At 42.4% G+C, this 21,599-nt stretch carries 19 protein-coding genes; 10 read left to right on the forward strand and 9 right to left on the reverse strand.

Translation table 11 applies throughout. The features are described from left to right. Nucleotides 1-20 precede the first annotated feature (20 nt). The 3 genes from AC1D0K_RS17915 (at nucleotide 21) to AC1D0K_RS17925 (ending at nucleotide 4,632) form a co-directional block, all read left to right on the forward strand. Complete coding sequence (locus AC1D0K_RS17915; protein ID WP_477390881.1) at nucleotides 21-1,376, forward strand: APC family permease; 1,356 nt, start codon at nucleotides 21-23, stop codon at nucleotides 1,374-1,376. Nucleotides 1,377-1,509: 133 nt separating this feature from the next. Further along, nucleotides 1,510-2,922 (forward strand): glycosyl hydrolase 53 family protein, encoded by a 1,413-nt coding sequence (locus tag AC1D0K_RS17920; RefSeq protein ID WP_477390883.1) that lies wholly within the window; start codon nucleotides 1,510-1,512, stop codon nucleotides 2,920-2,922. A 57-nt stretch (nucleotides 2,923-2,979) separates the two neighbouring features. After that, complete coding sequence (locus AC1D0K_RS17925) at nucleotides 2,980-4,632, forward strand: M28 family metallopeptidase (RefSeq protein WP_477390885.1); 1,653 nt, start codon at nucleotides 2,980-2,982, stop codon at nucleotides 4,630-4,632. A 149-nt stretch (nucleotides 4,633-4,781) separates the two neighbouring features. On the opposite strand, the gene AC1D0K_RS17930 is transcribed toward AC1D0K_RS17925, so the two are convergent. From AC1D0K_RS17930 to AC1D0K_RS17940, 3 genes are all read right to left on the reverse strand, one after another. Next, nucleotides 4,782-5,144 (reverse strand): TM2 domain-containing protein, encoded by a 363-nt coding sequence (locus AC1D0K_RS17930; RefSeq protein WP_295721052.1) that lies wholly within the window; start codon nucleotides 5,142-5,144, stop codon nucleotides 4,782-4,784. A gap of 170 nt (nucleotides 5,145-5,314) precedes the next feature. After that, nucleotides 5,315-5,569: a DUF2752 domain-containing protein gene (locus AC1D0K_RS17935; protein ID WP_477390908.1), complete on the reverse strand. Its 255-nt coding sequence runs from the start codon at nucleotides 5,567-5,569 to the stop codon at nucleotides 5,315-5,317. Nucleotides 5,570-5,615: 46 nt separating this feature from the next. After that, a complete protein-coding gene (locus tag AC1D0K_RS17940) occupies nucleotides 5,616-6,023 on the reverse strand; it encodes a DUF4199 domain-containing protein (RefSeq protein WP_295721051.1) in 408 nt (135 codons plus the stop codon). A gap of 158 nt (nucleotides 6,024-6,181) precedes the next feature. Here AC1D0K_RS17940 and mfd point away from each other — a divergent pair, with 158 nt between their 5' ends. Continuing rightward, complete coding sequence (gene mfd / locus AC1D0K_RS17945; protein ID WP_477390888.1) at nucleotides 6,182-9,535, forward strand: transcription-repair coupling factor; 3,354 nt, start codon at nucleotides 6,182-6,184, stop codon at nucleotides 9,533-9,535. A 620-nt stretch (nucleotides 9,536-10,155) separates the two neighbouring features. On the opposite strand, the gene AC1D0K_RS17950 is transcribed toward mfd, so the two are convergent. Both AC1D0K_RS17950 and hpt read right to left on the reverse strand, forming a co-directional pair. Further along, nucleotides 10,156-11,373: an IS4 family transposase gene (locus tag AC1D0K_RS17950; RefSeq protein ID WP_477390890.1), complete on the reverse strand. Its 1,218-nt coding sequence runs from the start codon at nucleotides 11,371-11,373 to the stop codon at nucleotides 10,156-10,158. Nucleotides 11,374-11,595: 222 nt separating this feature from the next. Beyond that, nucleotides 11,596-12,135 (reverse strand): hypoxanthine phosphoribosyltransferase, encoded by a 540-nt coding sequence (gene hpt / locus AC1D0K_RS17955; protein ID WP_477390892.1) that lies wholly within the window; start codon nucleotides 12,133-12,135, stop codon nucleotides 11,596-11,598. A gap of 96 nt (nucleotides 12,136-12,231) precedes the next feature. Between hpt and AC1D0K_RS17960 the strand changes: the two genes are divergently transcribed. Next, nucleotides 12,232-13,509 (forward strand): M16 family metallopeptidase, encoded by a 1,278-nt coding sequence (locus AC1D0K_RS17960; RefSeq protein ID WP_477390894.1) that lies wholly within the window; start codon nucleotides 12,232-12,234, stop codon nucleotides 13,507-13,509. Between the two features lie 20 nt (nucleotides 13,510-13,529). Next, nucleotides 13,530-14,102, forward strand: coding sequence for a peptide deformylase (def, locus tag AC1D0K_RS17965; protein ID WP_295720778.1), 573 nt, complete (start codon nucleotides 13,530-13,532; stop codon nucleotides 14,100-14,102). Between the two features lie 76 nt (nucleotides 14,103-14,178). Here the strand turns inward: def and AC1D0K_RS17970 are convergent, their stop codons facing one another. The 3 genes from AC1D0K_RS17970 to AC1D0K_RS17980 form a co-directional block, all read right to left on the reverse strand. After that, the gene (locus AC1D0K_RS17970; protein ID WP_477390897.1) at nucleotides 14,179-14,805 is read right to left on the reverse strand and encodes a hypothetical protein; all 627 of its coding nucleotides are present in this window, start codon (nucleotides 14,803-14,805) and stop codon (nucleotides 14,179-14,181) included. A 113-nt stretch (nucleotides 14,806-14,918) separates the two neighbouring features. Beyond that, nucleotides 14,919-15,197, reverse strand: coding sequence for a NifU family protein (locus AC1D0K_RS17975; protein WP_295720776.1), 279 nt, complete (start codon nucleotides 15,195-15,197; stop codon nucleotides 14,919-14,921). A gap of 129 nt (nucleotides 15,198-15,326) precedes the next feature. Beyond that, nucleotides 15,327-16,412: an Mrp/NBP35 family ATP-binding protein gene (locus tag AC1D0K_RS17980; protein WP_477441495.1), complete on the reverse strand. Its 1,086-nt coding sequence runs from the start codon at nucleotides 16,410-16,412 to the stop codon at nucleotides 15,327-15,329. Between the two features lie 118 nt (nucleotides 16,413-16,530). On the opposite strand from AC1D0K_RS17980, the gene AC1D0K_RS17985 reads away from it, so the two are divergent. Together AC1D0K_RS17985 and AC1D0K_RS17990 are read left to right on the forward strand one after the other, a co-directional pair. Continuing rightward, the gene (locus AC1D0K_RS17985) at nucleotides 16,531-18,780 is read left to right on the forward strand and encodes a transglycosylase domain-containing protein (RefSeq protein ID WP_477390902.1); all 2,250 of its coding nucleotides are present in this window, start codon (nucleotides 16,531-16,533) and stop codon (nucleotides 18,778-18,780) included. Nucleotides 18,781-18,845: 65 nt separating this feature from the next. Then, nucleotides 18,846-19,475 carry a nitroreductase family protein gene (locus AC1D0K_RS17990; protein ID WP_477390904.1) on the forward strand — a complete coding sequence of 210 codons (630 nt, stop codon included), beginning with the start codon at nucleotides 18,846-18,848 and terminating at the stop codon, nucleotides 19,473-19,475. A 142-nt stretch (nucleotides 19,476-19,617) separates the two neighbouring features. On the opposite strand, the gene AC1D0K_RS17995 is transcribed toward AC1D0K_RS17990, so the two are convergent. Next, entirely contained in the window at nucleotides 19,618-20,631 is a 1,014-nt protein-coding gene (locus AC1D0K_RS17995; RefSeq protein ID WP_295720772.1) for a LacI family DNA-binding transcriptional regulator, read from the reverse strand. 204 nt (nucleotides 20,632-20,835) lie between these two features. Here AC1D0K_RS17995 and AC1D0K_RS18000 point away from each other — a divergent pair, with 204 nt between their 5' ends. Together AC1D0K_RS18000 and AC1D0K_RS18005 are read left to right on the forward strand one after the other, a co-directional pair. After that, nucleotides 20,836-21,201, forward strand: a complete 366-nt coding sequence (locus tag AC1D0K_RS18000) for a response regulator (protein ID WP_295720771.1) — start codon at nucleotides 20,836-20,838, stop codon at nucleotides 21,199-21,201. Nucleotides 21,202-21,332: 131 nt separating this feature from the next. Further along, the gene (locus AC1D0K_RS18005; protein ID WP_295720770.1) at nucleotides 21,333-21,563 is read left to right on the forward strand and encodes a hypothetical protein; all 231 of its coding nucleotides are present in this window, start codon (nucleotides 21,333-21,335) and stop codon (nucleotides 21,561-21,563) included. Nucleotides 21,564-21,599 lie beyond the last annotated feature (36 nt).

Consider the following 21,599-nt stretch of genomic DNA (forward strand, 5'->3'; position numbering starts at 1 on the left):
AAGTTATATTTTTATACCTTATGCCATCACCCGCTGCATTAAGAAAGATAAGGCCTGTACAGCTTGTTGCTGTTGTCTTCTTCACCGTATCCGGCGGGCCCTATGGTTTGGAGCCGCTTTTAACCTATGCCGGCGACCACGCCGCATTGGTCATACTGCTGCTCACCCCTCTTTTATGGGATGTGCCTGCCATTTTCACCGTATTGGAACTCAACAGCATGATGCCGGTAACCGGCGGTTATTACAAATGGGTAAAATATGCCTTAGGCACGCGCTGGGGTTTTTACGAAGGCTGGTGGACCTGGCTTTACACCTTTGTGGATCTGGCTATATACCCCGTACTTTTTGTACAATACGCTTCATTTTTTTACCCCGTTTTACTGCAGTACCAGGTCCCGGTTTGCCTGCTCATCATCTGGGCATCAGCAGGATTAAATATATTGGGGATAGTACCTGTTGGAAAAGTAAGCCTGTTTTTAAGCGCCGTAGTTTTGGCGCCCGTGCTAATTTTAATTGTTTTGGCAATCCGCCACCACTCGGGGCCATTAACCATCCCCGCCCCATCATTAAAGGGGCTCACATTTCCGTCGTTTGGGATGGCTTTGTACACTGTAATGTGGAATTGCCTGGGATGGGATAACATTACCACCTATGCAGAGGAGGTTGAAAAACCGGTGCGCTCATACCTGGTATCTATGTTTATTGCCTTTGTCCTGGTTATAGTTGTTTACTTTTTTATTACCTGGATAGCCCAGCAATCGGGCATCAATCACGATACCTTAACAAACAATGGTTTCCCTGCTTTAGGTGTGCTTATTGCCGGGAAATGGCTTGGTGTAGCAATTGCTATTGGCGGCATGGCAAGTACGCTGGGTATTTATGCCGCGGTATTACTATCCGTATCTCGCGTGCCACAGGTAATGGCCGAGGATCATTTACTGCCAGCTGGCCTTAACAAGCTGCACAAACGCTTTAAAACACCCTATGTATCCATCATTATTTGTTCATTGGTGGTAAGCTTCATGATTCTTTGGACCTTTGCCGATCTGCTCATTATAGATGTTACCGTTTATGGCGCCGGCTTGTCATTAGAGTACATCGCCCTGGTACAGCTACGTATAAAGGAGCCGGATAAAAAAAGGCCTTTCCGTATCCCATTAAGCATAGCGGGCCTCTGCCTTGTGCTTTTGTTACCTTTTATAGTTTATGGTGTGGCATTGGGTGGCGCGCTTTCTTCCACGCCAAAAGCGTTAACAGCGGCAGGTTTTGCTATAACCGCATTGCTAAGTGCAGAAATAGCATGGCGAATAATTTTACTGAGCAGGCCCCATTTAAAAAACAGTTTCCCCCGCCCCCATCCAACGGAAAAAGACTAAAAAACCACCAATTGCTTGCCTTGGATCATCCGTTATTTGAATTGTAAAAATTCGGCGATGTTGTTCATGCTACCTCTCTCAATTGTAAGGCGCACAATAAAACCGCTACCTTTAGGCAATCAACTATATTTCTATGCAAAAGCATTTCTTCAATTGTATTACCGTAATAGCCCTGCTGCTTGTTGTTTCAACAGCCTCCGCTCAGCGTCGCAGAGCCGTAAAGCCAGCTGGTCAACCGGCCGAAGTTCAGATTACTCCCTATAAAACCACCATGCTGGCCAACGGCACCGATGATGTCATGATAAAGGTGGTAGTAATTGATAGCAAAGGCAATGAAGTAAAAACGGCAGGCAATCTTATCCGGTTTTCGGTTCAGGGGGATGCCCATATTGCGGCAATCACTACCCTGGATAAAAAAGATGCGACAGCTAAAATCGCTGATACCGCAGCTCAGGCTAATTTAAAAAACGGGCTGCTTTGGGTTAAGGTGATAGCCGGACGCTCACTTGGTCACATAAAATTCGAGGCAAAATCTGATAGCTTATGGACGGGCTCAACCGAGATCCATACGGTGCAGCCGGGTGTGCGCCATAAAGTCACTAATGACAAATACATAGCCAAAACGGTAAAAGATAAAATATTAGGGGCTGATATTTCTTTCCTGCCCGAACTGGAAGCCAAAGGCATCAGGTTCAGCGATAAGGGGGTTGAAAAAGATGCGATTCAGATACTAAAGGAGCATGGCTTTAACTATATCCGTTTGCGGATATTTAATGATCCTGCCGGCCCCAAAGGCTACTCACCCAATAAAGGCTTTTGCGACCTGGAACATACCAAACAAATGGCCAAACGGGTTAAAGCCGCAGGCATGAAACTCCTGCTCGATTTTCATTACAGCGATTATTGGGCCGATCCGCAGCAGCAAAACAAACCGGCAGCGTGGGTTGGCCAGGATTTTACAACCCTGAAAAAGTCTGTTGAGGATTACACCACCGTGGTGATGCAGCAACTGAAGGACCAGGGCACCACGCCCGATATGGTACAGGTTGGTAACGAAATAAACCACGGTATGATATGGCCCGATGGGCAGATCAATAACCTGGATAGTTTGGCTCAGTTGATATATGCGGGAACAAAAGGGGTGAAAGCAATTAGCCCAAAAACAATAATTATGGTGCACATTGCTTTGGGTGGGCAAAGTCTCGAGTCGCGCTTTTTTATGGATAACATGACCGCGCGTAATTTACCTTTTGATGTAATTGGCTTATCTTATTATCCCAAATGGCACGGCACGCCCGATGACCTAAAAGCCAACATGGCCGATTTGTCCAAACGCTACAACAAGCAGATTATGGTTGCAGAGTATACCCAGCTAAAAAAAGAAGTTAATGATATTGCCTTCACCGTTCCGGGCGGCAAGGGTATTGGTTCATTCATTTGGGAACCATTAAGTACCTGGGAGCAGATATTTGACCGCGACGGAAAATCAAACTCGTTGATAGATGTTTACCCCGATATTGTTAAAAAGTACAACATCAAACCATGAGTTGGCCTGTTGCACAATGAGCCTCCATTTACTTACATTTGAAAAAACACAACACTCATGAACATCAAACATATTTGTTTTTTACTGCTAACCGGCGGGGCTTTGTTTACAGGCTGCAGCCAGGATACCAAAACGAAGGAAGCAGAAAAGGCGATAACTCCCGATGAAATTAAAGCACAGATTGCTGTATTAGCAGCCGATTCGTTAATGGGCCGCAAACCCTTTACAGAGGGTGAAAATAAGGCGGTTGCCTACATCTCTTCTGAGTTTAAAAAAGCCGGATTAGAGCCGGGCAATAATGGCAGTTATTTTCAGGATGTGCCAATGGTTGAGATCACCAGTACGCCATCAGAAACCATGGAGATCAGCGGCGGTAAAACACCAATGAGCCTGCATGCCACTACTGATTTTGTAGCCTCAACCCGCCAGGAAGTAAATGCGCTCGAACTAAAAAAGTCGCCTTTGATATTTGCCGGCTATGGTGTTATTGCACCAGAATACGGATGGAATGATTATGCAGGATTAGATGTAAAAGGTAAAACTGTAATTGTGCTGGTTAATGATCCTGGATTTAAGTCGGGCCATTCCGACTTTTTCAAAGGTGACACCATGACCTATTATGGCCGTTGGACCTATAAATATGAGGAGGCCGCCCGGCAAGGAGCCGCCGGTGTAATCATTGTGCACCAAATAGCCCCGGCAAGCTATGGCTGGAAAGTAGTTCAAAACAGTTTCACAGGTGCAAAACTTTACCTGCAGCAAAACGACAAGCACATGTCCCGCTGTAAGGTAGAAGGCTGGATGAGCGAAGATGCCGCTAAAAAACTCCTGGCAGATGCAGGTGTAACCGGCGATATCCGCGCCATTGCCCGCCAAAAAGGATTTAAGGCCATCCCGCTAAACAGGGATATTTCTTTAACCATCAGCAATAAATTAAAATATTCCACATCGCGCAATGTTATAGGCACCCTAAAAGGTAGCGCAAGGCCTAATGAATATATATTATATACTGCCCACTGGGACCACCTTGGTGTTGGCAAGCCGGATGCCAAAGGCGACAGCATTTATAACGGTGCGGTTGATAATGCAAGCGGTGTGGCCGCTATCATTAGCGTAGCCAAAGCATTTAAAAACGCAAAGGAAAAACCACAGCGATCTATTGTTTTTCTTGCCGTTACCGGCGAAGAACAGGGCTTGCTGGGTTCAGAATACTACGCAACCCACCCGGTTTACCCACTCAATAAAACTGTAGCCGACCTCAATATGGACGCATTGGGCAGCTATGGCGAAACCAAAGATATTGCCATCACCGGCAAAGGCCAAAACGACCTGGAAGATTATGTAGCCGATTTTGCCAAACAGGATGGGCTAACTGTAGTTGGCGACCGGACACCGGGTTCTGGAAGTTATTACCGGTCAGATCATTTTAACTTTGCCAAACTTGGCGTACCCGCGCTTGATATCAACAATGGCAGTATCAGCAAAACGCAGGGAGCAAACTACGGTGCCGATAAGCAAAAAGAGTATAGCGAGCTGCGCTATCACCAGCAGGCAGATAACTACAGCAGCGATATGGACGCTACGGGCATGGCCCAGGTAGCCGATATCCTTTTCAGGGTAGGTACAAAACTGGGTAACGAAACCACCTTCCCCGGTTGGAAACTAGGATCGGAATTTAAGGCCGTAAGGGATAAAGCAATGGGAAAGTAGAGAAAAGAATCAAGAAAAACAATTTCAAAAAGGTCTGTCATGGCGAGCTATGATAGGCCTTTTCTAAAAAAACAAAAAATCCACCCCATAACAGAAGGTGGATTTTTTCATTGTATATATAGTTGAAACTGAAGCCCTCTATGGGGATCTTAGTTGCTCATTTTAACGATGTTGAAACTTTCAAAAGCCATTTTTTGATTGTATTCGTTGGCTATGTTTTTATAGTTGATCAAATCAACAATGGTACCGATAAAGCAAAAACCGGCGGTGAAAAAGTATAGCAACCCCATACCTATCTGATCGGTAAGAAAACGTTGAACGCCAGCTGCACCTACAAAACCCAATAAGGTAGCCAGCATCAAATCCTGGGGATTTCTGCGCTTGCCGTAGTAAATGCTCATAAAATATTTTATCTGATTTTCATTCAGTGATGCTGTGGCCTGTTGTAAAAAGGCAAATTCTTCGGGAGTTACGCCGTCGAACATCATATATGGGTTTGGGTAAGAGTCCATCTTGTTAAAGATTAAGTTTGTGTTTGTTTTATGATATAAAGGTATGCCTGCACACCATAAACACCTACGCCTTATAGGTTAGCGGGGGAAACAAGTCGGTGAAATACTGAGTTTTGGCGGTGAAAATAGAATCAAGAGATTAGCGTCAGGAATCGAGACAAAAACCTGTGCTATCGGGTGAACTTTTTCTGCGTTGAAGAAAAAAAACGGAGGCTACTTAACACATATATCCTGTGAAAAATTACCAGCACCGCAGGTATGCCCAGCCAATGGGCATGAAGAGAGTTTTTAATTTGCCCGTGAAACAGGTAAATGATAGAATGCCCCAGGCCACAGCCCGGGCACCAGGTTACGCCCAATAATTTTAATGGACATAAAGTAAAATGCGATGTGGCCTGCGGCGAAGTAAAAGCCAGGCACAACATCGCGATTATCCAAAAAGCAAGCTCAAAGTATTTTGAAAAAAGCTGTTTAATCAACTTTATTTGATTTATTGGTGAACAGTAAAGATACTGCAAACGCCAATAATACACCAACCAGCAGGGCTCCGAATATGCGGCCCGAGAAGTCACGCAGGGTATTGTCTGTTGACACGTAGCTAAAATACAATATGGCCCCAAAAACGGTTATTGCCCCCCCCGCAATTAGTATCTTAAAGCTTTGTATCAATGCTTCTAAAAAGCCCATCTGGCCTTTACAATCGGTTTTACGATAGCTCCAGATGCCAATAAACAACCCGGCCGCAGGGATCAGGACCGAAAAATATTCAAATGGGGCCACGGTATCCTTAAGCGGCGTTACCCCCATGGAGTGCGAAACAAACATCCAGATAATACTTAATACGCCAATAAAGCCACCCCATAAAACTGCATTCTTCATGATGATTTAATTTTAGTTGAAAATTTAGGTCGAATTCCGAGGAAATATTCCTTGAATTTATAATTAAAAAGTAATTAAATCTGCATATTGTTTGCATTGATTTATACAATTTATAAGGATTTATTAAAAAGGGCTTTTTTGCGTACATTTGCAGCAGTTTGAACATCCGTGATATATTAGATAGATATAAAGTTGATGACCGGATTAAGGCATTGGCCACCGCGCTTAATGCTTCCAAAAATCCAAGGGTACAACTTCGTGGTTTAGTCGGGTCAAGTGATGCGGCCATGGCGGTAGCATTGTATTTTTTACAGCACAAACACATGGTGTTTGTATTGCCCGAACGCGAAGAGGCCGGCTATTTCCAGGCCGACCTGGAGAACCTCACCGGTAAAGAGGTGTTACTTTTCCCCTCATCATACCGCAAGCCATTTGAATTTACCCAGCCCGATAGCAGCAACGTGCTTGCCCGTGCCGAAGTATTGAATGAGCTTAACCATTCGTCTGAGTTTGGTCAGCTGATTGTTACCTACCCCGAAGCACTTGCCGAAAAGGTGATAGACCGGGCATCCCTTGAAAAAAACACACTCGAGATTGCCGTTAGCAATAAGCTAAGTATCGATTTTATTAATGAGTTTTTAATTGAATACGATTTTGACCGGGTTGACTTTGTTTACGAACCAGGCCAGTTTTCTGTAAGAGGCGGCATTGTTGACATTTTCTCGTTTTCGCATAACCTGCCCTACCGTGTAGAGTTCTTTGGCGATTTTATCGAATCTATCCGCACGTTTGAGATTGAAAGCCAGCTATCTGTTGAGCAGGTAAAAACCATCACTATTGTGCCCAATGTGCAATCTAAATTTTTAACAGAAAACAATATCTCCCTGTTAGAATATGTGGATGCAGGCACGCAGATTTGGATAAAAGATGTACAGTTTACGCTGGATATTATCCAAAGCGGTTTTAAAAAGGCAACCAATTTATGGAAGGCGCTATCAGCAGATGAAAAAACGCAGAACCCGGACTGGATAGACCCTAAATTTGGTTTTACAGACGAGAAACTGATTGCCGATCAGCTGCATGATTTCCCGGTTGTTGAATTTGGCAAACAATTTTTTTATCAGCCAAGCGCAGCCATCAATTTTGATATGCGTCCGCAGCCATCTTTTAATAAAGATTTTACGCTGCTTATCCATAATTTTAAAAATAACGAGACGGAGAAGATTCAAAACTTTATCCTTACCGACTCTTCCAGGCAGGTAGAAAGGCTTTATGCCATTTTGGATGACCTGGATAAAACAGCAAAATTTACCCCGGTAAGCATTTCGATAAGGGAAGGCTTTGTGGACCAGGAGCAAAAACTGGCCTGCTATACCGACCACCAGATTTTTGATCGTTATTATAAATATAAGCTCAAAAAAGGTTACCAGCGTTCGCAGGCTATCACCCTGAAAGAACTGCGCGACCTTAAACCCGGCGATTACGTAACCCATATTGACCATGGCATTGGCAAATACGCCGGCCTGGAAAAAGTGGAAGTTAACGGCAAACAACAGGAAATGATTCGGTTGATATATGCCGATAACGACTTGCTTTACGTAAACATCAACTCGCTTAACCGTATTTCCAAATACAGCGGTAAGGAGGGTACAGTACCCAAAATGAACAAATTGGGTACCGATACCTGGGAGAGACTTAAAAAAACTACAAAAAAAAAAGTTAAAGACATCGCCCGCGATCTGATCAAGCTTTATGCACTGCGTAAAGCACAGCATGGTAATGCCTTTTCGCCCGATAGTTACCTGCAAACCGAACTTGAAGCATCCTTCATTTATGAGGATACCCCAGACCAGGAGAAAGCTACTGCCGATTTTAAAAAGGATATGGAATCACCGCATCCTATGGATAGGTTAATATGCGGCGACGTGGGCTTTGGTAAAACAGAGGTTGCCATTCGCGCGGCATTTAAAGCCGTTGCCGATAGCAAACAGGTAGCCATATTGGTACCTACCACTATTTTAGCAGCCCAGCATTACAAAACATTTACCGATAGACTAAAGGGCTTCCCGGCTAATATTGACTACATCAACCGGTTTAAAACCAGCAGACAGATCAAGGATACCTTAGATAAGCTGAAGGATGGCAAGGTAGATATCATCATAGGCACACACCGCCTGGTGAGTAAGGACGTAAAGTTTAAGGATTTGGGGTTAATGATCATTGACGAAGAGCAGAAGTTTGGCGTATCAACCAAAGAGAAGCTGAAACAAATGCGCGCCAATGTAGATACGCTTACGCTTACCGCTACACCTATACCCCGTACGCTGCATTTCTCGCTGATGGGCGCACGTGACCTTTCTATCATATCAACGCCTCCGCCAAACAGGCAGCCTGTAGTTACCGAACTACATGTGTTTAATGATAAACTTATAAAAGAGGCCGTTGAATTTGAGATTGAGCGCGACGGGCAGATCTTCTTTATTCACAACCGCGTTGCCGATCTGCCGCAGTTGGGTGGAATGATCCGTAAACTGGTGCCTAAAGCCCGTATTGGGATTGCCCACGGGCAGTTAGAAGGCGATGCGCTGGAAGATGTGATGCTAAAGTTTGTGAATCATGAATATGATGTGTTGGTAGCCACCACTATTATTGAGGCCGGCCTGGATATTCCCAACGCCAATACCATCATCATTAACTACGCTCATATGTTTGGCCTGAGCGATCTGCACCAAATGCGCGGACGCGTGGGCAGGAGCAACAAAAAAGCCTATTGCTACCTGTTGAGCCCTCCTTTGTCAACGCTTACCAGCGAGGCCCGCAAACGCCTGAGCGCCATTGAAGAGTTTAGTGACCTGGGCAGCGGCTTTAACGTAGCCATGCGCGATCTGGACATCCGCGGCAGCGGAAACCTGCTTGGTGCCGAGCAAAGCGGCTTTATTGCCGAAATAGGCTTCGAAATGTATCACAAGATATTGGATGAAGCTATCCAGGAATTAAAGGATGATGAGTTTAAAGGCGTTTTCCCCGATGATAAGCCAAGGCCATACATCTCCTTTACCCAAATAGATACCGACCAGGAGATATTAATTCCTGATGAATACGTAACCAATATAGCCGAGCGATATAACCTATACACCGAACTATCCAAGCTGGAATCTGAGGTTGAATTATCAGCCTTTCAGCAGCAGTTGCATGATCGTTTTGGGCCGATACCGCCACAGGTACATGATTTGCTGAATACCATGCGCCTGCAGTGGATGGGGAAAGCTATTGGCTTTGAAAAGATCTCCTTAAAAAAGAATGTATTACGCGGCTACTTCATTACCGACCAGCAATCAACCTATTTTGAAACAGAGGCGTTCCATAACGTTTTGGCTTTTGTGCAAGGCAACCCACGCCGCACCAATTTAAAAGAAGTTAAAAACACTTTGCGCCTTAGCGTTGAAGGTGTACATAGCATTGACCAGGCGTTGCTGTTTTTGAATGAGATGGCGGGGCTGGTTGGGGCGTAAATAAGAGGGCTGCCAGCAAAAAGGCATCCCATCCCAAATATCTGACTATCAACTCAAATTTCAATGTACCCACCTCATTGCAGTAAGAGGTATAAAATTTGCAAAATTCTGAAGAGAAAACAACGCTTTAAAAGTCTTGTCATCCTGAGGTACGAAGGATCTATTTACAGACTGTACAGGGCAAAGAAACACGGCGGGGAGTAGATCCTTCACTATCGTTCAGGATGACAAAAAGCTTTTTCTTCAAAAGACGTTATGAGTAGTTGATAAAATTCGGGAAATTCTAAAGGTGGAAAATGACGTTTTACAAGGTTTGTCATCCAGAGTGGTAAAATCCGGTGGCCTCTGAAGGGGAAATGACGTAACAAAACTGGCTGTCATCCTGAGCCTGTCGAAGGATAGCGGGCAAAGGCCTCTCCGCGCGAGTCTTCGACAGGCTCAGACTAACAGGCCGACAAGCCTCAAAATTCAATACGTCATGGGCAGGAACGAAGGATCTATTCGCAGACTGTACCGGGCGAACAAGCATAGTGAATAACAGATCCTTCACTGCGTTCACTGTTGTCCGGTAAAGATTGGCTAATCAAGAAAAGATGCTGATTAGTGTATGTTTTAACGGTTTAGGTTTTAAATCCGATTTCTAAGCCCCCCAGTTTTAGCTGAGGGGATCGACTATCGGGAGCAGACAGCTTTTCCGGATTATTGAGAAAATCGAATAAATGGATATAACTCATCAGGTGCAGCCTGATAATGGAACTCAGATTAGAGAATGCCCATCGCTTTTTTAGCTGTACCTGTACAAGTTTGATAAGTAGATCGGCAATAAAGGCACACCAAATCTGTATCTTAATTGCATTTTCATTATCTCCAAGAAAGTATTTGAGCGGGAAGTTTTGTTTGATTCTTTTAAACAATGTTTCGATCTGCCAGCGCTTTTTATAAAGATCAGCTATTTCCAGTGCTGCTAAGGTGAGATTGTTGGTCAGAAACTCAAACTCCCTCGACTTTTCCCTATCAAAAAAGGTAATCAGTCTGCTTTTAAGTTTAACCTTTTTACGGTGCGTCCTGGTACCTAAAGTAATCATCCGGTCAGCCCTTACACCGGCTTCCATTTCTTCGGCACTAATTGGGTTTGTGCCAGTTTCCGTATAACTTGCCCCTTTTCTTTGCCGGGTAACGAAAGACACACCTTCGTTATCAAGCCGCTGGTATTGACTATAATCAACGTAGCCTTTATCAAACACTATAAATGAACCTGCATCGAGATTAATCTCTTTTAGAAAGGTCATATCATTGGCACTTGCAGCTGTGAAATTAATCTGTATAGCAACATCATTGGCGGCATCCATTAGTGTATGGACCTTAATGCCGCCTTTCCTTTTTCCATTCATTTTTCCCGGACTCGGGGCTTTGAGTATTTGCTGAAATAAAGTAATAGTAGAGGAGTCTGCTATATATAGTTTAGGCTGTAGTCCAGTCCGGCTGTCCGGTAAAAGATGCCTGCAATTCCGGTAAAGTTGTTCATAAATCAACTCGAAGACCTTGCAAGATCGTTTCATATTAGCATCGCATAATGTGCTTCTTACCGGGGCTTTTTTGATACCTGTATGTTGCAGTTTATGGCAGCAGGCTTGCATTCCGCTAACTACTTCCCGGCTGCTGGCACACTTATTAAGCACGCAATACAACATCGTTACCAAATGTGTATAGGTGTCGAAATAGCGGTAATAACGATCATGCTGTCCGGCGCGGGCTAAAGTCTTTACAGAGCTGCGATCTATCAAATTCAGCAGCTGATTTAATATCGGCTGTCCGGTAAAAAAAGTACTTTTGCCCATGTTGGTTATTAAAGTGTGGTAACTCTAATATCAACACAAAAGGGGTGGCTTTTAGCTACCCCTTACTTTTTTTCAAAAAATTCGTTTACCGGACAACAGTGCACTGCAGTGAAGGATGACAAAAAGCTTTTTTGACACCCCAGAATACGTTTTGGTATCATAGTATCGCGTTTTTTTATGGAAAGCAAATCCAAAATCAAACATCCCAATTCCGAAATCAGATTAATCCACCTTCTTATAAATATCTCTCAAATTCCTGCCCATTTCCTGGTAATCAAGGCCATAGCCTACCACAAATTCGTTCTCAATCTCGAAGCCTACATATTTAAGCTCGTCTATGTTTTTTTGCAGGGCGGCGGGTTTAAGAAGTAGCGAACACACTTTAATAGATGCCGGCTCGCGCTGTTTAAGTTTATCAATAAGGTAGTGCAGGGTATTGCCTGTATCAACAATATCCTCAATAATAAGTACGTCGCGGCCTTTTATGTCAACTATCAAATCTATATCGTCGCGAATTTTAAGCTGGCTTGTGGTGCCGCCATAGTATGAGGCGAGTTTAGTAAAGGCGATTTCGCAGGGGATAGATATTTGTTTTATAAGGTCGGCTATAAATAAAAAGCTCCCGTTAAGTACACCAACAATTACGGGTACACTGTTTTCAAAGTCGGCATTTAGCTGTAAACCTATTGTTTTTACGCGTTCTTCAATTGTTTCGGCGTTAATCAGGGGCTCAAACTCAAGGTCTGCAATTTTAATTTTCATTGATCTGTTTTAAGGGGTATATGTAATAACAAGTATCGTTTTAATGCTTTACGCAGTTGCTTCAACATACTAAAGTACTAAAATCACTAACAAATCATGCGTAAAATAATTGTAACATATATAACGTTATCTTTGCACCTCCATATGATCGACTACCAGGCCCATACCTTACCCAATGGCATTCGCATTTTGTTTAAGCCATCGCCCTTTGCCATAACGCATTGTTGCTTTATAGTAAACGCCGGCTCACGCGATGAAGAAAACCAGCAGGAAGGCCTTGCTCATTTTATTGAGCATTTATTGTTTAAGGAAACCGAAAGGCGCAACACCAACCAAATTTTAAACAGGTTGGAATTGGTGGGTGCAGATTTAAACGCCTACACCACCAAAGAATATACCTGTATACATGCCTCGCTGCTAAACCAGCATTTGGAACGTGCTATAGACCTCTTTGAGGATATCCTGTTCCATTCCACCTTCCCGGAGGACGAGCAGGAAAAGGAACGGGGCGTTATCCTTGATGAAATTGCCTCTTACCTTGATCAGCCCGAAGAAGCTATCCAGGATGATTTTGAAGAGTTGCTATTTAAAGATGAGCCCATCGGCAAGAATATTTTAGGTACGCCCGAAACCGTGGGACGGATGAGTAGTGGCGATATGCGTGCTTTTATTAAAGCCAACTACAGTACATCCGAAATGATATTTGCGGTACATGGTAATTATGAATTTAAAAAAGTTGTTAAGCTGGCCGAAAAATACTTTGGCAGCATTGAGGCACATCAGCCCCAAAAAAACAGGATAAAACCACAAGATAATAAAAGCGGGCTACTTATAGTCAAAAAACCTATTTCGCAAACGCATTGCATTATAGGTAACCAGGCCTACGCCTCATCGCATCAATATAAAAATGGATTACTGTTGCTAAACAACCTGTTGGGCGGAATGGGAATGAGCAGCCGGCTTAATTTAGAGATCCGTGAGAAGTATGGCATTGCCTACACCATTGAATCTAACTATACCCCTTTTACTGATACCGGTATCTTTTCTATCTATTTTGGAACCGACACTGAAAAGGCAGAGAAAGCGGCAAAACTTGTTCATAAAGAATTAAAAAAACTGCGCGAACAAAAGCTGGGCTCCTTGCAATTACACCAGGCCAAGCAGAAATTTATTGGCCAGATTGCATTGGCAGAAGAAAACCGGCTCAGCCTGATTATATCCATGGCCAAAAGCCTGCTCGATTTTAACCATATTGAAACCTTAGAGGAGATTTTTGCTAAAATAAATGCAGTAACGGCCGATCAATTGCTGGAAATAAGCAACGAAATATTTGATAATGACAGGCTAATTACATTGAAGTTTGAGCCTAAATAATAAACCTGTATTTTTGCAAAATGAAGTACCCTATCATCGCTTACGGAGACCCTGTTTTAAGAAAAAAAGCTACCGCTTTTGAGCCGGAAGAATATCCTCACATAAAAGAACTTGTAAATAACATGTTCGAGACCATGTATGCTGCCCGTGGTGTTGGCCTGGCTGCGCCGCAGATTGGTATGTCTATGCGTTTATTTGTGGTTGATGCTACTGTTTTTGACGATGAAGAGCCGGAGCTGAAAGATTTTAAAAAGGTATTTATGAATGCCGATATTATAGAAGAAAGCGGAGAAGAATGGGGCTTTAATGAGGGATGCCTTAGTATTCCTGATATCCGCGAGGATGTTTACCGCAAACCGGTAGTGAAGATATCCTACTACGATGAAAACTGGAAGCACCATGAGGAAACCTTTAGAGGTATGGCTGCACGCATTATCCAGCATGAATACGATCATATTGAAGGAAAACTATTTACAGATAAGTTGAGCCCCCTGCGTAAAAGACTAATTGAAAAAAGACTGAAAGACATTTCAAGGGGTGTAGTTAACGTTGACTACAAAATGAAGTTCCCGGCGGTTAAAAAAGGCCGCTAAATATGAAGGCCCTCGAATTTAATTACCGAAGGGCCTTTTTACATTCCTATTCTTCAAGAACAAATAAATCTTAAGCCTACTTACTATCCGCGTCGGATATTTGTTTGATCAGGCTTCCCCAGGCAAGCGGGTTTAGCAAAGGATTGGGCGTTAACGAGTGCGAATTGAGGATGCTGGTATGCATACTTTGCGCGTTTGCCGATTGAATTTCCTGGGCGTCTCTTGGCAGGGTATTATACAGAGCGCTAAGAGTTGCTTTACTGATATTTTTACGTGCTATTTCCAGGTCATCATCTGCAAGTTTTATAGCTAAAAAATCTTTCCTGAATTCATCTGTAGTAGCCCACGGAAATACGTGAAATGCCGGCAGGTTAATAATTTGTGGTATTAGGCCTACCTGCAGGGTATAGCTTTTACCGGAAAGATTGGCCGGTATCACAACAGCAACCGGTCCATAGCCTACGCAGGTAAAGCGCAAGGTATCCTGCTCATGCGCCACAAAAGAAAAATAGCCTTTATAGTTACTTAAGTTAACCTGGTTGTGAGATGATGTGTTGGTAATGGTAACATAAGGCACAATAACGCTCGCGCTATCAGCATTATGTACAACACCCGTAAATTGCACAACCGGCCTTTCATTGTGGCTTTGCGCAAATGTAGCTGCCGATGCAAACAATAAAAATATAACAACTAAATATTTCATATACCTGTCTCTTTTCCGCCATTTATTGTTTTAATAACGGGGAAAGGTTTCAAAACATTGCTCAAAAATACGTTAATGCAGTAAATATAAACAGCATTTAACAATACTTAACACTATCTTAAATTTTCTGGCAGTACAGCGTTAGGATCATCAATATCTGTAAGGTTTATAGCTTCAATTGAAGTAATTTCAGGTACCGCCTTTTTAATTGCCTCTTCAATGCCTGCCTTAAGGGTCATGATGCTCATAGGGCATGATCCGCACGAACCTAACAACTTCAATTTAACAACACCCTCAGGGGTGATCTCTTCAACAGAAACATTCCCGCCATCAGCTTCCAAATACGGACGAATTGTATCTAAAGCTGTTTCAACCTGACTTAATAAACTCATTTTTACTAATTTATAACTAAAGTAAAGTTATTAATAATTTGCTATAATCTATCTTCCAATATTTGCATGCTATGCCATACAAATATCACCATTTTTGCCCCTTCATATATTGTCAGCGGCTATTTTATTCTAACTCACTATGGCTTCATTTCCCAATGCCTTTGCATTTGAAATAGCTACCTGCTGGGCCACACGCTGTGCCATATTTATGAAAGCATCAGTCATCGCACCATTTTCTTCCAATATTGCGGGAGTACCGGCATCACCAGAGTCACTGATACTTTTAATCAACGGAATCTCCCCTAAAAATGGAACATCCAGTTGCTGAGCCAGCTTTTGCCCTCCGCCTTTGCCAAAAATATAATACTTGTTATCCGGAAGCTCGGCAGGCGTAAAGTACGACATGTTTTCAACCACTCCCAATATAGGTACATTAATGGCAGGCATCATAAACATCCCTATCCCCTTTTTAGCATCTGCCAGCGCAACGTTTTGCGGCGTTGTTACAATAACAGCCCCCGTAACCGGAAATGTTTGCGTAACAGTGATATGAATATCGCCCGTTCCCGGCGGAAGATCTATTACCAGGTAATCCAGTTCGCCCCAATCAGCATCATTAAATAATTGTTTAACCGCTGTTGATACCATCGGACCCCGCCATGGCACCGGTTGGTTAGGATCGGTAAAAAAGCCTATCGATAATAACTTAATACCATATTTCTGAATAGGTTCGATACGGGTTTTACCATCCACAACACTGGCCTGCGGACGAACACCTTCCAGGCCAAACATAATGGGTATTGATGGCCCGTAAATATCGGCATCTATCAACCCTACTTTTGCCCCAGCATGTGCAAGGCCAAGAGCAAGGTTTACCGCAACGGTTGATTTACCTACACCGCCTTTACCCGATGCTACAGCGATAATATTTTTAACCCCGGGCACGCCTGTGTTTTTCTGAGTAGTAACTCTCGAAGTCATGTTAATACTTACCACAGCTTCCTTACTTATAAAGTAAGCGATAGCATTACGGCAGGCATTTTCTATTAATGCTTTTAGCGGGCAAGCCGGTGTTGTTAATATAACAGAGAAGTTAACATTGTTACCATCAATATGTATATCCTGTATCATGTTGAGGGTAACCAGGTCTTTTTTCAGATCTGGCTCTTCAACATTACCCAGTGCTTGTAAAACTTGTTCTTTAGTGATTATCATATTATTACGCACAAATTTATAAAAACAGGTGATTGTTTTGTGGTTGCCAGGGAAACAATTTGCATAAACAACCGTTTGCAGGGGATAAGAATTAGTTTAGTTTTGGAAAAATTTACACATGAAGCGCCTCAACCCTAAATATATACGTATTGCCGCATTTATCCTGATCCCCTTATTACTTATATTTATTATAGGCGGATATGTTGCCTATTCAAAACGCGAAGCCCTGCTTAAAAGCGCTATTGACAAAGCTACTGCAAAAGCAAAGCGCGATTATAATTTAGATGTAAAAATAGGTTCGGCCCATTTTACCGGCACCAGTACGGTATCCTTTTCAGATGTCAGCATAGTACCAGAACAGCGTGATAGCCTGCTTAATATTAAAAATCTTGTAGTAAGTGTTAAATTAATGCCCCTGGTTATAGGCGAGATAAAATTATCTGATGTTTTATTACAGGATGGATTCATCAACCTTACCAGCATAAAAGGAGTGAAAAATTTCGATTTTCTGTTTAAAAAGAAAATAGATACCACATCAACAACACAAAAAGTAGATCTGAGCGTACTGGCTAATAATCTGGTTAACGAAGTATTATACAAAATACCGGATAACTTAACACTCAATAATTTTTCAATAAGCTTTAAGGATGACAGCAACAAGGTAAAACTGCTTGCAAAAACGGCGATCATTAAAGATGGAAATCTTAAATCGACCATTGACGTTGATAATGGCGCGGCAACCTGGCATATTGATGGCAAAATGCACCCATCAGATAAAAATATAGATGTAAAGCTTTACGCAGATGGCACCAAGGTTGAACTGCCCATCATTGAGAAAAAGCTAAAGCTTAAGTTAAATTTCGATACCATAAGCACCAAACTAACCAAGGTTGAACATGGCGGCGGCGAAACTAAAATATACGGCTCATGGGCGGTTCATAATTTATTGATTAACCACCCGGCGTTATCGTCGGGCGATATTGTGTTTCCTGACGCAGCCATTGATGCCAACGTTTTTGTAGGTAGTAATTATGTATCTGTTGATAGCTCATCCATGATACATATTAAAAAGCTAACTGCCAGGCCATTTATCAAATACACGCTTAACCCTGTTAAAATTTATGAGCTTAAAATAAATACAGGCTGGCTTAATGCCACCGATATTTTCGATGCCTTCCCCCATGGAATGTTTGACGCTTTAGACGGGATAGAGGTTGCAGGTAAACTAAATTACGCCATGAACTTTTACATGGATTCATCAAAACCAGATGACCTCCAGTTTGATTCGCGGCTGAGTAAGGATGGTTTCAGAATTGTGAAATATGGCAAAACAGACCTAACCAAGCTGAACAGCCCCTTTGTACACACGCCCTATGAAAAGGGAAAACCGATGGCTCCGCACCTGATCGGGCCCGAGAACCCGGAGTTTACTCCCCTTAATGAAATCGCCCCTGATCTTCGCAACGCGGTGATGACGGCCGAGGATCCATCCTTTTATACCAACCATGGCTTTGTTGAGGAAGCTTTCCGCAAATCATTGGCCACCGACTTTAAGACAAAGAAATTTAAACGCGGCGGTAGCGGCATTTCCATGCAACTGGTTAAAAACGCTTTTTTAAGCCGCGAAAAAACCCTCGCCCGTAAAATTGAGGAGATCCTGATTGTATGGATGATTGAAAACAACCACATCATGAATAAGAACAGGATGCTGGAAGTTTATCTTAACATTATTGAATGGGGCCGCAATATATATGGCATATCAGAGGCATCGCATTTTTACTTTGGCAAGTCGCCATCTGAGCTCAACCTGGGCGAAAGTATTTTCCTGGCCAGTATTGTACCATACCCTAAAGGAGGTTTATACGCCTTTCAACCCGATGGAACGCTGCGACCGGGGCTTCATGGATACTTTAACCTGATAGGCAGGCTAATGGCTGGCAAAGGACTTACACAACGTGATACCAGCGCTTATGGCTTTTATGGTGTACGCCTGCGGGAGGGCTTGAGGCAAACCATTGCGCCAATTGATACCGCAAAAGCAGATAGCCTGATGAAACAGGGCGGAGATGACAATGAAGTTTTGCCGGTAATTGAAGAGCCCGTGAAAAAACCTAACTTTCTGCAACGTTTATTTGGCAAGAAAGATACAACCGCCCAGAAGCAGGAAGAAAAGGAAAAGCAAAAGGAAAAAACCGCCAAAGAAAAATTAAAAGAGCAAATTGAGGCCCTTAAGCTGGATTACAAGAACAGAGAAGAGCATATTGACACTGCTGGCAAAACCCGTAAAGATATCCGGGTAGAAAAGCGCAGGTTAAAGCAGGAAGAAAAAGACAAGGAGCAGGAACTGAAAGATAAGGCTCAGCTTTAGTTTACGATAGCATGACTTATTTAAATGTTTAAACATCTATTTTTGTTTAAGCAATTAATAAAATCATGTCATTAGTAGAAAATTTACAAAAGAGGGCCGCTGTTAAAAAATTCGACCCATCTAAAAAAATAAGTGCCGAACAGTTAGATCAGTTACAAAGCGCTATCCAGCTGGCCCCCTCATCGTATGGCCTGCAATCATTTAAAGTTATTGTTGTTCAGGATCCGGAAACCAGGGCAAAATTGCGCGCGGCCGCATATAATCAACCCCAGATCACCGATGCATCCGCATTGTTTGTTTTTGCCTCTTTAACAACGTTAGATGAAGCCTTTGGTAAAAAGTTTATCGATCTTGTTGCCGATACCCGCAGTGTTGACCGTGCCAGCCTTGAAGGTTTTGAGCAAATGATTTTAGGAACATTAAGCAGCCGAACCGATGATCAAAAATTGGCATGGTCGCACAAGCAAACTTACGTCGCTTTAGGTGTATTGGTTTCAGAAGCAGCTGAATTAGGAATTGATGCCGGCCCTATGGAAGGTTTTGATGCAGCACAATTTGATGAAATATTGGGCCTGAAAGAAAAAGGATTAACCACTTCCGTTATCGCTGCTGTTGGTTTCCGCGCAGAAGATGATGTTTATAGCAAAATGATTAAAGTACGCAGACCAAAAAGTGAATTGTTTATTCACGTATAATTTGTGGATGGTTGATTGAGTGAATGGTTGATTGTGTGGGTGGTTGATTTGATTAATGATTACGTCGATTTTTAAACGGAAATCAGGCAACTACATTACCACTCACCTAATCAACTACTCACTTACTTAACTAATCAACTACTCACTTTTCTCCCCCCGAACTCTTCCTGATAAACAGTTTCGATTTTAAAACAATATGCCGTTTAAGGTTTGATGTTTTCTGCTCCAAGGCCTCAAATAGCAGCGTGGCCGCTTTTATACCCATTTCATAAGCTGGCTGTGTAATGGTTGATAATGCCGGGCTTAATAAGGGCGCTATGCCCAGGCTCGAAAAGCTAATCATCTTCAAGTCTCCGGGAATAGATATTCCCAGGTCATTACAAACATAATAAGTAGCAAATGCCAGGCGTTCAACGGAACTAAAAATGCCATCAGGTTTAATTTCCTGCAGCACTTTGGTTAATATCTTATAATTTACCTTTTCGTCATTACTGCAATCTATTACAAGCTCGTCATCAAAAGCAACATCGTGCTTTTTTAAGGCATCCATATAACCCTGCATCCGCACCTGCCCTATTGATATACTTTTATTTACCACCAGGTAAGCTACCCTACGGCAGCCGGTTTGTAGCAGGTGTTCTGTGGCTGCAAAACTGCTATCATAGTCATTAGTGGTTACTTTAGCGGCATCAATATCCTCATAAACCCTATCAAAAAAAACAACAGGTACATTTTTCGACTCCAGCTGACGCAGGTAGTTATGGTCGTTGGCCTCGCCCGATACCGACATGATGATGCCATCAACCTTACCGTTATTTAAATAATTTACAAATGATACTTCCTTTTCAAAAACATCATCGGTACGATAAAGTAAAATATAAAAACCTTTTTTACGGGCGACCTCTTCAATGCCGTTTATGGCCTGTGAAAAAAAATCGTTGGCTATTTCGGGGACTATTACGGCAATGGTCTTGGTTTTTTTATCACGCAGGTTACTGGCGTAATGGTTGGGTAAAAAGTTATGCTCTTTAGCAAATGCCAGAATACGTTCCTTGGTATCCTTGTTAATATCAGGGCTGCCATTAAATGCCCTCGAAATGGTTGAAGTAGATATATTAAGCTCCTTAGCCAGTTTCTTTATATTAACAATATCCATTATGCTCCGCTAAATCATTTTTATTCAGCCAAATGTAAGAAAACTGATTTATTTAAGCCCGAAAATTCAACTGTATTTCTTGTTAATCGTAATAAATCATACACTAAACCATACACATTACATACTGTTGAAAATGGCTTTAACTGTAAGTTAATCAATGGCATGCACTTTGCACTACTTTAAGCCGAAGGGATTGAATAGAATATGGCGAAGAAAATTTTTATTGTTGATGACAACGAGCTTATGATAGAGGTAATGACCTATATTTTAACCAGCAATGGTTACGATGTGGTATCATATAACGATTGGCATAATATATTTAACGATATCAGGAGTACCCACCCTGACCTGGTTATTCTTGACGCCTTGTTCCCGGGCATGAGTGACCTGGATATATGTAAGCTGATAAAGCTGAACAGGAATACCAGTAACATACCGGTAATCATCTGCTCGGGCGGTGATGATATTGATTCCTCTTTATCACAAAAAGGCGCTCCAAACGATGTATTGCACAAACCTTTTGACGCAAATAACCTGTTAGAAAAGGTTGAATACCTGCTTGCAGCCTAATTTTCGCCATTTTTATAATTTACTTTAATCAACTGTTTAACAATACCTTACATACAAAAAGGTACGTTTATTACATCTTTTTATTTTTTTAGGATATTGGATTTGTATATTTACCCGGAGAGAAGACAAAGATGGGACTGCCACTAAGAATAACATACAATGATACCGACCACGTGTATCAGATCAATACATCGCCAATAAACAAGGGCACAAGCGAGCTTGAAATTTTGTTGAATGGGGAAAAGATCACCCTTCAAAAAGATGAGCGCAGCGTGTGGATCCAACAAGGCGACGGGCCTTTGATCGATCCTGAATTAGCACAGGCTTTAGGAAGATCTGTTTCTTTAAGATTTAGGATGTAGGAAAACCTCCCCTTCTTTTTAATAAGTATTTATTTA

Source organism: Mucilaginibacter sp. P1_A3, from assembly GCF_056406855.1.